The organism is Snodgrassella sp. B3800, assembly GCF_026535865.1.
GTDB classification, from domain to species: domain Bacteria; phylum Pseudomonadota; class Gammaproteobacteria; order Burkholderiales; family Neisseriaceae; genus Snodgrassella; species Snodgrassella alvi_E.
In genome coordinates this window covers 833,825-848,774 of the sequence record NZ_JAFNPH010000001.1, presented here as the reverse complement: position 1 = coordinate 848,774, position 14,950 = coordinate 833,825, and the positions used below count along the sequence as shown (strand labels likewise).

Below are 14,950 nucleotides of genomic sequence, written 5' to 3'. Positions count from 1 at the left end.
GGCAGTTACGTTCAATATACCGCAGCTATTTTGCTTTGTCATGTGCTGGCAGCCATGGCTTCAGGGTACTGGTATCGATATCCCACTGCCAGATGCCATGCTGATTGAGCGGATTAAGGCCGCGCAGAAACAGATACCGTACGCTGATGGTGGGCGGCAGCTGTCCGTGGCTGTGCAAAAATCGGGCGCAGGCGATGCTGTAGATGAGTGCCTGTAAATAGTAATGATGTCTGGCGATAGCGGTGTCCATGTTTGCCTGGGTATAGTCGTCAAGGCGGTTGCCCAGATGGTTAGATTTGTAATCAATTACATATACTTGCCCGTTAATGTCTTCGCCCATTAGGTCGATGGCGCCGTTGATATAGCCGCTGACGGTGGCAAAGTCCAGCTCTTGAGCTGCCTGAACACAGCATTCAGGCAGGCCGGGTGCTTGGGCAAACCACTGTTGTAAATCTGCGATATTAAAGTCGTCGACGTGTAGCATGAAATTCATTTCGGCAACGCGCTGTGTGATGGGCAGGTTTGCTATGGTGGTCTGTGCGGACAAGGGGCAGTGGCGTACGGCATCGCTGAGTTCCTGCATGGTAGCAGCATGGGTGTTATCGAAACCGTAGCGGGCGAGACAGGCAAGTATTTGTTCTTGTTCGTCACTGTTGGCTGGCTGGCTAAATTCAGTCTGTTCTAGTATGGCATGCAGGCACAAGCCGGCATTGATGCCACGTTCAAATGCCAATAGGGCGGTTTCGGCTTCAGCGACGGGGGTTGCAGGCTGTGACAATATTTCCGCCTGATCGAGTGCTGGTGCCAGTTTTTCTTCTTCGAGGCTGTGTTCGTGGTGACGGTATTCGTGGCGGCTTAAGCTGGTGAAGCTGGTATAGCGTACAGTCTGAAATTCTCGTGGTGGCAGGGTCAGGGCGCGATAGGGTTGCTCTGGCGCTGCTGCTTCATCCGCAACGGTAGGCGCAACACTGCCTTCGCACCAGTGAAACATGGATGTGCTGCAGCCGGCTAATCGTTTTTGCCATGCTGCATGCAGGGTGCTGGAGAGATTTTTTTTATGGGTTTGTTGCCAAAACTGTAGTGATTGTTCAAGTGTGCCGTCGGGCTGTCCGTCCAGTAACCATGCCATAGGGTTGCTGGCGGTGTTGTTGCAGGCGGCTGTATAGAGAATGAGTTGTTCACGGGCACGGGTGAAAGCTACGTAATACAGGCGCAAACGTTCGGCCATGCTTTCGCGTACCAATTCTGTGCGGTCAGTGTCGCTAAGGAGGCTGCTGGCAATCAGTTCTGTCTTATCCTGCTGATGCAAGCGCTGCCAATTTTCCTGATTGCTGATGGCCTCTTTGCCGTCCCAAACAAAAGGACAGAATACGACAGGATATTCTAGCCCTTTGGAGGCATGCATGGTAACAATTTTAACCAATGCTTCGTCGCTTTCCAGCCGCAGCAGGCTGTTTTCAGCTGCCGGCCGTTCGTTGTCGATGGCACTGGCTAGCCAGTCGAGCAAGGCGGTGGCGGTGGGCAGGGTTTGTTCGGCGTCGGCAAGTAATTCAGTGAGTTGCCACAGATTGGTCAGGCTGCGTTCATTGCGCTGGCTAAGCAGGTTCGTTTCCATGCTGGTGTGGCCGGCAAACCACTGCATGGCGCTATAAATCCCGTACTGCTGCCATAGCTCGCGGGTTTGCTGTGCCAGTTGTATCCATTCGCTGAGGTCGTTTTCGTTTTCGTTCAGTTGTGCCAGTTGTGCCGCTGTTTGGTTATACAGTATGCCGCCAAGAATAAAGCGCAAAATTTCGGTACGTTGTGGTTGCAGCCAAAAACGGAGCAGCGCCAGTACAGCCTGTGCTTCGGTACTGGCAAATACGGACTGATTACCCAGTGACACACTCATGATACCGCAGCGTTTAAGTGCACTGGCAATCATGCTGCCCTCGTTGTGGGAATGTACCAGTACGGCGATGTCGCCTGCCTGTAATGGCCGAGTATTGAGTAACAGTTCATCTCGTCTGCCTTGATTAATCAGGCTGGCTATTTCGTGGGCACAGCATTCTGCTGCACGTACACGCAAGCTGTCTTTATTGGGGATAAGCTCTTCGCCTTTGCTGTTGAGCTCAATTTGTTCTGGTAGCCAGCGTACGACCACGGCAGGTACGACTGTTTTGTTCAGTCTGCTATGCAGGCGGCTTTCAAGCGCCTGTGCTTGTACCGGTGGGTAATCGATACCTTCCAGCACAAATGGCAGCTGTTTGCCATTGAAGAGATGCCCGATTGCCTGTACGAGTGCCTGATGGCTGCGGTAATTGGTGGTGAGGGTGTAGCGCTGTTGCGGCGGAGTATCGGCGGCAGCACGTAGATAGGCATGAATGTCGGCACCGCGAAAACGATAAATAGCTTGTTTGGGATCGCCAACCATAATCAGTGGTCGATTTTGCTCGGCGAAAGCGGTTTTGAATATTTTGTATTGCAGCGGGTCGGTGTCTTGGCATTCGTCTACAAGTGCTATTTGCCATGTTTGTGCTAATGCGGCAGCCAGTGCAGAGGCCATGGGATTTTCTGTAGATAGTGCCATACCAACGTCGGCAAGAAGATCGTCGTAGCTGCGTTGATGGCTGTGGCGCCGATGTTCGCTCAAACACTGTTTTACGTAATTGAAGCAATCCAGCTGTAATTGCAGTACAACGCTTGTGTCTGCAGCTTGCAAGGCGCTGAAAGCAGCGGCTAACTCGGCTAATACCGCTACTTCCGCTACCAGTACATCGTTTAGAGTTTGTCCTTTTCTGGTTTTTTCGTGCAGCTGGTCAGCAGACAGTTTGGCACATCTTTCTAGTGTTGCTGTGGAAAAGGTCGGTATGCTGGCTACACTTTCCAAAGCTGATTGTAGTTCGCAGAAAAGTTGTTGGTAGCTGCTAGTGCGATAAATATTGCCGTTGAGATGTGGCTGTAATTGCCAGAAAGCATCCTGAATATGAGCAAAGCGCGTACTGACAGTGTGCCAGGTCTGCTGCCAACATGCATGGATAGCATCTTTGTTTACAGCCGGCGGCTGGCGCAACTGGATATCGGCTATACCACAATAACGACCCATTTCACGCATTAGGCGTGCCGGTGTTAGTTTGTAGGTTACCACAAGCTCAGCTAAGCTGTTGTTGTTGCTGACTTGCCGGCGCCAGAAATCTTCGGCAAACCGGCACAATAGTTCAGGGTCGGTTTCGATGGTTTCAGTATCAAACGGTGTCTGGCACAAAAAGGCGTAGTCAGTGAGTACGCGCTGACAGAAGCCGTGAATAGTGTAGACGGCGGCGCGGTCGAATTGGGTAATCGCTGCCTGTAGGCGCAGTATCAGACTGTTTTCGTCTTCCTGAGCACGCGCATAGTCAATCAGCTGTTGCAGTACCGGATCGTTTTGTTCGGCGGGCAGAGTGTTTTGAAGTAAGGCCAGAGCTTGGTTGAGGCGTGTCCGCAGGCGGGTTTTTAGTTCGGCAGTGGCGGCTTTGGTGAAGGTCACCACCAGTATGGCGTCTACCGGCATGTGTTCCAGCAGTACCAGCCGTGCAAACAAAGCTGCGATGTTGAATGTTTTGCCGGTACCGGCAGAAGCTTCTATGAGGCTGCTGCCGTGCAAGGGCATGGTAATGGGATTTAAGGCTTGGCTCATTGTTCTTTTTCGGCTGTTTCCAGCGTGGCCATCATTGGCAGAAGTAGTTCTTCAATCAGCTGCCAAAACAGCGGGCTGTCAATCGGCAGGGTGTCGTCACGGCCGAATACTTGGGCTACTTCGGGATATTCGGCCTGCGGTTTGCCGTTGTGGCTGTCTATATACATTTTAAAAGCTGCGCTGCGTTCTTCCGAGCCATATTCTGCTGGAGTGTTGGCTTTTTGTAGGCGCTTATACCAGTAGCGGGCGGCACTGAGACTGGTTTTCGGAAAAAACGGCAGTGGCCGGTATTGCCCAAGCTGGTAATAATCCAGCCATAAGGCCAGCTGCGCCTGTGCATCCGGCCGGCTTAGTGCGGCTAGCTTGCGAGGCTGGGGCGGGTATAGCTCGTAGGTATCCTGTTTAAACTCAGTGGCGCAGGCGCAAAAAAGTAAATGGCGCAGGTACAATTCAATGTTATCTGGTGCGGTGGGCGCCTGAGAGCGCTCGAGTAATTGTCCGCACTGGTGTATATGGCTGATGTTGCCATTAAGCTGAAGCTGTTGATGATTGAAAACGAAAGCGATATCGGCTACAGCGGGGCTAAACAGTATTTCACCGTCCAGAGCGAGTGTTTGGGTGCGTAAAGTCTGGCTGACAACTAAACCAAGCGCGCCTTCTGGCACCAGTCCGCTGACCGCCAATGCTGCATCCACGTCGTTAAAATCCAGATGCTGCTGGCGCGCGCGCGTGTAAGCACTATAGATTAAGGCGCTGTTTTCAATGGCAAATGGTTCTGCGGCGCTGACCGGTGCTTCTTGATACGGTGCCTGCCATTGCAATTGTTGTTGTAGCCAATGGCGTACCGGATTGCGCCAGAAACGGATAAACGTTTCAGTATCAATTTCTTGTGGTTGTGGTTCGGCTTCTTCTGTGGCTGCATAAAATGGTAGTGGCTTGACCATTTTTTGATTCAAAGCTTCGGCATAATCAGAGCGGCTGCTATTTAGGTCTCCGTTAAAATATCGATAGGAAAACGGTTGTAATGGATGGCGAATGATATGTTGCTGATTGAACTGCAATGGGTTGCAGCCGGTCATAGCAGACAGTACATCTATTAGCTCATGCAGTAGGGCAGAGGGTGCCAACTCTTCGTTTTTGCGTATATCTTTACCAATGTATGACAGATAGAGTTTCTCTTGTGCGCTCAAAATGGATTCGAGAAACAGATAGCGGTCGTCGTTTCGGCGTGCACGGTCGCCTTGGCGTGGATGGCGGGCAATCAAATCGAAAGCAGCGGATTTAGTGGTACGCGGGTAGTCTCCGTCGTTTAGACCAAGTAGGCAAATGCAACGAAAGGGTAGACTGCGCATCGGCACCATACTGCAAAAGGTGATGCCACCCCGTAAAAAGCCGGCCTGACGAGTGCCGGATAGATAGTTCTGTAAATGCTCTATGGCAATTTCTGGCTCAATTAGACACTCAAATTGTGCCAGCTCTGCTTGTGCCTGCCATTCGCCAAGGCTGGTTTCCAATTGCTGCATGGCTTGACCAGCCAGAGAATCTGCATCGGCTATATCGCGCAGGAGCAGGCGTGTGCGGGCAATCCAATCGCTGATGCTGGCAGCGCTTTGCCAGCAGCTGTGGTGCTTAATCAGACAATCAATTAATTGTTGTCCCCGAGCTAGAATCTCTGTCTGACCAACATCGCCAAACCATGGCAATTGTTGCTGCCACAGGGCAGTGCGTTTATCGTCTGGCAGCAGCCAGCCTAGTACAGTTCGTTCTCGTGCTTGCTGCCAAGTAAAAAGTTTGCTTTCACCGCCATATTTATGGCGCATATCTGTGTCTATGCCCCAGCGCACACCTTGTTCTCGCCAGACACGGCTAATTAGTTCCACATCGCTGTCACTTAAATCGAAACGTGCGCGCAGCGGTGATTCGTCTAATAAGGGCTGTATGCTTTCGATGTCGAAGCGGCTTTGCATGAGTTGCAAGAGTTTTTCCAGCAATTGCAGTAATGGCTCCTGCAAGCTGATTTTTACGTCAGCAATGTTGTAGGGCAGTGCAGGGGTGTTGCCCTGAGTCTGACCAAATACCGCATGTATGAACGGTAAATAAGGCTCGATATGCGGAGTGAGTACGGCAATGTCTTGTGGCTGCCACTCTGGATGTGTGGCTAAATCCTGCATCAGCTGCTCTTTCAGAATTTGCAGCTCACGTAAGCAAGAGTGTGCAGACACAATCTGTATAGAATTATCATAAGCTTGCTGTACATAAGGTGGCTCGGTCTGTTTGGGATGGTGCAGACACTGAATATCGTTTTGTAGCCGGTGTAGCAGGCTGTCGGCAGTGTAGCCGCATTCTGCATAAACTGGTGGCATGTACACCACTTCGCCTAAATCATTGAGTGCATCAAAAAAATCACGCCCCTGTTTTCCCAGACTGGCGAGTAGTGGATGGCCGACCATACTTGAATCCGCTTGCTGCTGCTCGAGCAGTAAATCAGCAGAAAGGACATTGCCCCAGTATTCGGCACATGGATTCACTGCAAACACATGTACATCAGTGTGCTGTGCCATTATCTGCAAAGCGTGTAGATAGACTGGAGCCAGAGTAGCAATGCCAAAAACAAAAATACGTTTCGGTAGGTGTTCTTCTCGCAGCTGTGACATAAAATCTTGCATTAGGCCTGCACGATGGGGGAAACTGGTTTCCTTGCTTAGCCAATACCATAATTCTGCCTGCCAGTCCTCATCTTCTCCAAGACCAACTAATTCTTTTTTTTGCCAATTATTTATCCAATCATTGCGATAAATTAAATATTGGTCAAACATATCTGCAAGTTTGCCGGCAAGATGGTAGGGTGCCTGTATACTGCTTTCAAGGTATGATTGCAATGCTTTGGCAGTCAGGCATAATTGCGCTCCCTGTAAATCATTGCTACGAAACAGGCTGAATAGGCGCCAGCGTAGCACATCTGTCTGAAAAGGATTGAGTCTGGGCGTGTCAGGTAGTACTTTATGAGTTAACTGCCAGATGTAAGCAGCTGGTAGGCTGAAATGCAGATTGGCTGCGATGCCGTGTTCCTGAGCCAGATAGTGGTTAAGGTAGCGGCGCATACCCTGACTTTGAACTACAATTTCAGTCGGTGTCCAAGCTGAATACTCGGCGGTGTGCTGATACACGCTGGCCAAAAGTGCAGCTAAATCAGATAAGTGATTGGATTGATAAACATACAGCATAACAGCTTCCGCCCCTGTTCAATGTTGCTATTATAGCGGTAGCACGGTGGTTTGCATCTGATTCAGAACTGGAATTTGCTTCTGAGGGCTGACTGGGCTATCTGTATGAAGATAAATGAATATCGAAAAGAGCATCGAGTTAAAAAAATAGTTAATGCTGGTCAAAAGCGGGAAAAAATTGGAAAATAGATGCTTAAATACCCTGCCATAAGCAAGTATGGCATCAGAAGAAGGATATCACAGTGAGATTTGAAGGCGTCATTGATGAGCTGGCGGCAACTAAAGGTGTCATGGCGTGTGCTGTCGTGGATTATGAAAGCGGAATGTTTATAGATGGAGTCAGCCCGTCTGGCATGGATCTGGACATTCTTTCTGCTGGCAATACTGAAATTGTTCGTTCCGAGGTAAAAGCCATTGCACGCCTCTATGGGCAGGAAAGTAATGAAGATGCAATAGATGATATTCTCATCAGTCTGCACAAACAGTATTACTTACTGCGGCCGATGAAGAATGTGAAAGGCGTATTCATGTTTATGGTACTCGACCGTAAAACTGCCAATCTGGCTTTAGCTCGGAGAGCACTAAAAGTAGCCGACCGCAAATATCACGACTAAACACTTTTCTTTGATACAGCCGATACAGTTTGTTATCTGCGCGGCAGCCTCCCTGCATTTGCAGCGAGGCTGCTAATTTATTGTGCTTTCTGTACTTGTTTGTCATACCAACTTAATAATTCCGGTGCTGGTACATAGCCAATTAAGGGTTTACTGCGATAGCCGTTACTGTGTACCACAAATAGACCCGGTGGTCCGTACAAGCCATACTGTTGCAACATGTGTCGTTGCGCTGGTGTATTATTGGTAACATCGATTTGTAAGAAGCGATCTTCTTCAATAACTCTTCTGACCGCAGCATTACTTAATGTAAACGCTGTCATTTCTTTACAGGAAATGCACCAGTCGGCATAGAAATCTACGACTACCGGTTTGTCTGGATCCTTATCAAACAGCTCCTGCATGGCCTGTCGCAAATGAATTGGCTTAGTGAAATATCGTCCGAAATGCTGGCCGTTTGGCGGTGTTAATGTCAAAAAACGATGGAGCGGGGTGACATAGTGCATGACGCTGGCTGTCATAAAATAAATACCACCAGTCAGAAATAGTATGCCGGCCAGTGCTGTGAACCAGCGTCTGCGTTTGGGGGCATAATACCACTGCCAGCCCAGATAACACGCCGGTGCAACCATCAGCAAGGTATAAATGATGATTACCAAATAGTAGTTTAGAAACGGGGTGGCAATATAAGTGGCCGCGCCCAATAGCATCAACCCGAATAAATATTTTACACATGTCATCCAGTTTCCGGCACGCGGTAGAATATGTACGCCAAATACGGAAATCAGAATCAGTGGAACACCAGTACCCAGTGCCATGACATACAGTGCCATACCTCCCAGAGCAGCATCACCGCTCTGACCAATATAGCCAAGCGCAAAAGCCAATGGCGGTGCAACACAAGGACCGATAATTAGTGCCGACAATGCCCCCATAACCAGTACTGATAATAAATGACCGCCACGGAAATGGTTGCTCATGCGTTGAAAATATGCCTGCCAGCTGGCGGGTAGCTGAATACTGTATAAATCAAACATCGACAATGCCAGAACCACCAATATTGCTGCTGCAGATAGCACTACTGCCGGCTGTTGTAGCCAGCCGGTGAGAAAAGCTCCGGTACGTGCCGTTACAATACCCACCACGGTGTAAGTAAAAGCCAGCCCCTGCACATACACAAACGACAGCAGAAATGCCCGCCATTTTGTAGTTTTCTGGCGCGAACCCATGACAATTGCCGACACAATCGGCAGCAATGGATACATACATGCCGTCAGGCTCAAACCCATGCCGGCAATGAAAAACGTCATTAAATTGGTAATTAGGGTTGTCCGGGATAACTGAAACAGACTGTCACTGCCCGAATTGCCAGACCAGTCTGGAGGTGGAGCAATAGCAGGAGGGCTGCTAAAACTATCCAGCTCCGGCTGAGTAGACGCAGAAGAGGGGACAATATGATATTTGCCAGTGCGGCTGATGGTAAGAGTATTTTCCACTGGCGGATAACAGATACCAGCTTCAGCACAGCCCTGATAGGATAAGGTCAGCTGATATGGTTCGGTTTGTGTGCCTTTGTTATAGCGCCAGACCACATCAGTATGTTGGTAATAAACCTCTTGCTTGCCAAAGAATTCATCCTCTTTCTGTTTTCCCGACTGGTTAAACTGAGCGGCACCGAGCACGCCCGCCGGCTCAGTAGTAGCTAGAATTTTATTGCGGTATAAATAATAGCCATTTGCAATAACAAAATGTACCCGTATTTCATTATCATGTACATTTAACTGTGGCACAAAAGCCTGTTCCGGCGGCAACAGTCTGCCGTTATTACCGGCTGCCAGCCCAGTATGGCTTAGAACCAATAGCAGCGCAGATAACAGCAACAAATGCTTCAGTAGGAAATCCGTGCAGACACGCAAGCGAGAAAAAGAGTGATACATAAATGTCACAGTAGCCAGTTTAATTCCAACCAGAACATCGAACTCAGTAAATGGCTACCAGCAAAATCAGGCGGGGGTAGCCATTCACTTCCCCTTATGTTTCCTAAGTTTATCCACACAGAAACGGATAAAGATTGAATGTTGAGATATCAAATCAGGGGTATTGTATCAGTGCATAGGCCGAGTGATTGTGAATAGATTCGAAATTTTCGCTTTCCACGGTAAAAGATTGAATGCGCAGGTCGGCTTTAAGCGCCGTAGCTACATCACGTACCATATCCTCAACAAATTTCGGATTGTCGTAAGCGTATTCAGTTACATATTTTTCATCCGGCCGTTTCAGCAGACCATATAATTGACAGGAACCCTGCTGCTCCACCATATCAATGATTTCTTCAATCATCACGGCTTCGCAGGATTGTAGTGTAACTGTCACATGTGAGCGCTGATTATGTGCACCGTAAGCCGAAATTTCCTTACTACACGGACATAAGCTAGTTACCGGAATCATTACCTGCAACGTGTGCTGATAAATACCGTCCTTGATCTCCCCACAGAGCTTCACTTCGTAATCCAGCAGGCTGGAAATAGCCGTCACTGGTGCCTGCTTGCGCCGAAAAAAAGGAAAACGCATACTGATTTTACCAGCCGTTGCCTGTAGCTTCTGCAACATGCTCACGGTAAGCTCTTTGAGCGCCGCAAAATCAATGCTGACTTGCTGCGATTGCATTAACTCGACAAAACGAGACATATGCGTGCCCTTCTGCTCGGCTGGCAGCGCTACTGTCATGGTTAAATCAGCTATTGTGTGTTGTTCACCGGCCGCACTCATAATACATAGCGGTAGCCGTAAGCCCTTCACTCCAACCTGATTGATTGGCATATTGCGTTTATCAACACTGCTTTGCACATCGGCAATAGTGTCCATTCTGATGGTTTTCCTCTTGAAACAATGTCAAATCTGCCCGCCAGATACTATAAAAACATCCAAACCGGCGGCACATAAGGCGTAAAATTATACTTTATGGTTTAATTCCGAGCAAATCACTCGGGTTTAGGTATTCGGCAACGTGAAGCTGCCTCAGAAGCAGGGTGCATGCTAAACTAAGCACCCGCTGCAGCCTGTATATTGCCAGTACCTGCTGCGGTACCGACAAAACCAAGACTTATCCCAGCGGAGAAAATATGAAATTTGCCACACAGACCATTCATTCCAGTTATCAGCCTGAAGAGCATAACCGTGCTTTAATGCCGCCTATTTACCAAAACAGCATGTTTGCCCTGCATGAAATCGGCGAAAATATCCCGTTTCGTTATGCACGCATCTCCAACCCTACCCGTCAGGTGTTAGAAGATACGGTAGCCGAGCTGGAAAATGGTTGCGCTGGCTTTGCCTACGCCAGTGGTATGGCCGGAATTGATGCCGTGTGGCGTACTTTTCTGCGTCCAGGTGACACTATTGTGGCTGTAGCCGATATTTATGGTGGTGCCTACGACCTACTCACAGAAGTGTATGCCCAATGGGGCGTGAATGTTATTTTTGCAGACCTCACTAATCCAGCCAATCTGGATAGCATATTGGCACAAACAAAAGTCAAAATGGTATGGCTAGAAACTCCGAGTAACCCGTTATTGCGTCTGGTAGACATCTCCGCATTGTGTGAGAAAGCCAAAGCAGCCGGAGCCATTGTTGGTATGGACAATACCTTTGGCACTCCCTATGTTCAGCAACCGCTGAATCTGGGTGTAGACATCGTGTTTCATTCTGCTACCAAATATTTGTGCGGACATTCCGATGTATTAATGGGTATTGTCGTGGTTAAAGATGAGGCACATGCGCGGCAGTTGCGAGCATTGAGTATTCAAACCGGCGGCGTGGCCGGCCCAATGGACTGTGCGCTGGTATTACGCGGTATCAAAACTCTGGTGGTACGCATGGATCGGCATCTGGCCAATGCAGCTGAGCTAGCGCGCCGGCTGAAGCAGCATCCGGCGGTAGAAAAAGTGTTTTATCCCGGCCTGCCTGAACACGAACATCACGATATTGCCTGCAAACAGATGAAGCATGGCTTCGGCGGAGTAGTCTCCATCTACCTATGCCAGAACAGCCGCGAAGCGGCAAACAGCGTAATTAAAAACTTGCGCCTAATCCGCATGGCTGCTAGCCTTGGTGGCGTGGAAAGCTTAATTAACCACAGCTCCAGCCAGTCGCACAGCGGCATGAGTAAAGAAGTAAAAGAAGCATTAGGTATTCGGGAAGGTCTGCTGCGTATTTCTGCCGGCATCGAAGATATCGAAGATATCTGGGAGGATATCAGCCATGCACTCAATACCTTGATTTAACCAGTGTAAGTGAACAATCCGTGCACAATTACTACGACGTATTAAATGTAGCTCCCGGCGCGTCTGCAGAAGTGATTCGCGCCGCCTATCGGGCTTTGTCTCAAAAATACCATCCAGACCGCAATCCGCATAATCCGCAGGCACATCAGCGTATGGCTGAAATCAACGAAGCCTACAACGTGCTCTCGGACCCAGAAAAACGCCACCATCATGATGTGTGGATTGCGCGCCAGAGCCTGCAAGCACATGTGTCACCGGCCTTACTGGCTCGAAAGCAGACCCCGTTTGCTCCGCCAGTTTTGCTACCTAATCATCAAGACCACGTGGTTGACCTGCACGACCATGGCCATGGGTGGATGTGGATAGTGGGTATCGCGATTCTGATAGCCATGAGTGGCGTATGGTGGCGTCTGGCCTATCCGCCTGCGGAAAATACGCCTGCGCAGAACGGCGCACCAGTGCTAACAGCACCCAACGGACAGCTTTTTCCGCTTAAGGCTGCCTATGTATCCGGTTATCCAGTTTTGCGTGAACGCGGTAATAATACCATCATCGTGCACGCCTCATCCTTGCAATCGCCGGTATTTGCCCAATTATACGAATTGCACGCTGGAAAATTCACCGCTATCCGCTCTTTTTATATTCCAGCGGGCGAAACCTTTGCCCTGCATAAAATCGGCGATGGCGACTTCAGCCTGCAATACCAGCGTATCAACGATGGTAAATGGGCAGTAAGCGACGGCATTGAAATCAAAAATACCGAAATCAGCCGCAAATATCAGGACATCGATATCAGACTCTAACTCAATACAGCGCCGCCGCTTGGCTGGTGGCCGACACAGGAACAACTGCATGCAGGCTGCTGAAGCCAAATTTACCGAAGAAACTGTACTGTGGGTAAAATACCATACCCCGAAACTGCTGACTTTTGCCATTACCCGCCCCGAAGCCTATCGCTTCAGTGCCGGCCAGTTTGCGCGATTGGGTTTTCGCGATGGCGCTGGATATATCTGGCGCGCCTATTCCATTGTCTCAGCCGAATATGCTGAGACATTAGAATTTTTTGTGGTACTGATTGAAAACGGGCCGATGAGTGCAAGGCTGGCACAGCTAAAAGCAGAAGACACCATCCTGCTTGATAAAACTGCATTTGGCTTTCTATTGCCTGGCCGCTTCACCGATGGTGAACAACTGGTTCTGCTCAGTACCGGCAGCGGCATCGCACCGTTTCTGTCTATGCTACAACAACCATCGGTGTGGGAGCGTTTTCAGCAAATCGGGCTGGTGCATTCTGTTTCTCACGCAAATGAATTAATTTTTAGCAATTATATCAATGAATTAAATCATCATCCGCTGGTTGGTGAATATGTTGATAGATTATCCTACCAACCAGTGGTTACCCGTGAAAATGTCACAGGTGCGCTGAATGAACGTTTACCACAATTATTGTCAAATGGTTCTCTAGCCAAGGGCTTACGGCTTGATTTTACTCCAGAGAAGACTCGGTTTATGTTATGTGGCAATCCAAGCATGGTAGCTGATACATTTCAGTCACTGCTGAATATGGGCTATAGCATGCATCGCAATAGAGTACCAGGGCAGATTATTATGGAAAATGGTTTTTAACAAAGAGTACGATATTCAATTGCGTTCAGCATATTTTTCCAATTTGAGATATTGTGAATTCATGCCTGAGTCGCTTGAAATATTTTTTTGCATGGTAATATTTAGACCAGTATACAAATGGTAAAAGGTTGAAAAAATTAAATTCTTTTTTAAACATTATCAAGCTAAAATCAAAAATTTCTACACTGTGATCCGGTTGTTTTTTTAATATATTTAATTAATTGAATTTAATAAAAAAAATTATAAATGCTGATTTTTTTTAGCTAAAGCGATAAATTTGGATCCTACATTCATTTTATTATAAATTAAAATACCTTTTACCAGTTGATTTAAACTGTTAGTTAATATTTAGAATAAATTTGAAGAATGTGATTTAGCTATCCCAATCATCAGAATAGCTAAACAGGTTGTTCTATAAACTATTGAATTTATTTAAATTTAAATTAAAAATTAGCTATAGTCATATAGCCGCTCAAATTCGCTAGTCGTTATTGATTCACCATAATGGGGAACTGTATACTTCAGCATATGATCTTGTTGAATTCTATCAAATGTTCCAGTTGCATCACTAATAATGACTGGAAGATAGCCTTTGTCTTGAGCTTCACGGAAAGTTGATTCCACACAAACATTAGTAGCATATCCTACTAAATAAAGTGTTTCTATATTATTGTTTCTAAGGTAAACATCCAAATTGGAACCAGCAAATCCACTTGATCCAGTTCTTCCCATTACAATAAATTCATCATTTATTGGTGCTAAAGTTTCATAAAATTGTGAATTAAAAGTGTCAATAGGAAATGTACCATAGTGACTAATGGCACATCTCAAGCCTGTTTTTCCATTGGCTAATTCTGGATATCCCTTTTGAAATCTTAAACCACAATGAATAATTGGCATCTTAATCTGTCTTGCATAGACCAAAGCTGATTCAATATTTTTGATTGAATCTTCAAATAAATCTTTATCTTTAAAGCTCTGATATAAATGGCCTGTTGGGTGAAGCCATTCATTTTGGCATTCGATAAGAACCAATGCAGATTTTTTTACATCATCTGTCTTTGATTTCAATGTGGTTAAATTTGCTTTTGTCATATTATGTCTCTGAAAATTAGCGGTTAGTACAGGATAATCAGCTGATTACATTGCAATTTGGTATTTAATTTTTATACAGGTATACTATTTTACAGAATAAATTTATTTTTGCAATTTATTTACAATCATTGCAAATAAATTCCAAATAAGGTTGTAATATGGCATTTGATGATAAATTTTTAGAAACACTTATTGTGGGTATTGGTGAGGTGTCTCAGATAACAGGAATTCCAACACGGCAAATCCGTTACTGGGAGGACAAAGGTATAGTAACCAGTCTTACAAATGGTGAAGGAAAAAATAGAAGATATAATTATATCAATATAAAAAAAATGCTTTTGATTAAAGAGCTGATAGATGAAGGCTATACATTAGAGACAGCTAACTTAAAAGTTGTTAAACGTATGGAAATGATTGAATCTACAATGAACTCTTTGAAATCAATTCAATCTTGAC

General features: G+C 47.0%; 10 protein-coding genes. 5 read left to right on the top strand and 5 right to left on the bottom strand.

Going from position 1 to position 14,950, the window contains the following annotated elements; translation table 11 throughout:
• Positions 1-25: 25 nt before the first annotated feature.
• Positions 26-3,655: an exodeoxyribonuclease V subunit beta gene (gene recB / locus J3U64_RS03770; protein WP_267408329.1), complete on the bottom strand. Its 3,630-nt coding sequence runs from the start codon at positions 3,653-3,655 to the stop codon at positions 26-28.
• Entirely contained in the window at positions 3,652-6,879 is a 3,228-nt protein-coding gene (gene recC / locus J3U64_RS03765) for an exodeoxyribonuclease V subunit gamma (RefSeq protein WP_267408328.1), read from the bottom strand. The genes recB and recC overlap by 4 nt, the downstream gene beginning before the upstream one ends.
• 242 nt (positions 6,880-7,121) lie before the next feature.
• On the opposite strand from recC, the gene J3U64_RS03760 reads away from it, so the two are divergent.
• Positions 7,122-7,493, top strand: a complete 372-nt coding sequence (locus tag J3U64_RS03760; protein ID WP_257377951.1) for a hypothetical protein — start codon at positions 7,122-7,124, stop codon at positions 7,491-7,493.
• 77 nt (positions 7,494-7,570) lie between these two features.
• Here J3U64_RS03760 and dsbD read toward each other — a convergent pair whose 3' ends face one another.
• Entirely contained in the window at positions 7,571-9,430 is a 1,860-nt protein-coding gene (dsbD, locus tag J3U64_RS03755) for a protein-disulfide reductase DsbD (protein WP_267408327.1), read from the bottom strand.
• A gap of 154 nt (positions 9,431-9,584) precedes the next feature.
• On the bottom strand, positions 9,585-10,358 hold the full coding sequence (folE2, locus tag J3U64_RS03750) for a GTP cyclohydrolase FolE2 (protein WP_267408326.1): 774 nt from the start codon (positions 10,356-10,358) through the stop codon (positions 9,585-9,587).
• A gap of 257 nt (positions 10,359-10,615) precedes the next feature.
• Between folE2 and J3U64_RS03745 the strand changes: the two genes are divergently transcribed.
• Genes J3U64_RS03745 through J3U64_RS03735 form a run of 3 tightly spaced genes read left to right on the top strand, consistent with a single transcriptional unit; the run spans position 10,616 to position 13,399 of the window.
• On the top strand, positions 10,616-11,773 hold the full coding sequence (locus J3U64_RS03745; RefSeq protein WP_267408325.1) for a trans-sulfuration enzyme family protein: 1,158 nt from the start codon (positions 10,616-10,618) through the stop codon (positions 11,771-11,773).
• A gap of 20 nt (positions 11,774-11,793) precedes the next feature.
• On the top strand, positions 11,794-12,576 hold the full coding sequence (locus tag J3U64_RS03740) for a J domain-containing protein (RefSeq protein WP_267408324.1): 783 nt from the start codon (positions 11,794-11,796) through the stop codon (positions 12,574-12,576).
• A gap of 49 nt (positions 12,577-12,625) precedes the next feature.
• Positions 12,626-13,399 (top strand): ferredoxin--NADP reductase, encoded by a 774-nt coding sequence (locus tag J3U64_RS03735; RefSeq protein WP_267408323.1) that lies wholly within the window; start codon positions 12,626-12,628, stop codon positions 13,397-13,399.
• 450 nt (positions 13,400-13,849) lie between these two features.
• On the opposite strand, the gene J3U64_RS03730 is transcribed toward J3U64_RS03735, so the two are convergent.
• Positions 13,850-14,494: a cysteine hydrolase gene (locus J3U64_RS03730; protein ID WP_267408322.1), complete on the bottom strand. Its 645-nt coding sequence runs from the start codon at positions 14,492-14,494 to the stop codon at positions 13,850-13,852.
• Positions 14,495-14,652: 158 nt separating this feature from the next.
• On the opposite strand from J3U64_RS03730, the gene J3U64_RS03725 reads away from it, so the two are divergent.
• A complete protein-coding gene (locus tag J3U64_RS03725) occupies positions 14,653-14,949 on the top strand; it encodes a MerR family transcriptional regulator (protein ID WP_100139646.1) in 297 nt (98 codons plus the stop codon).
• Position 14,950 lies beyond the last annotated feature (1 nt).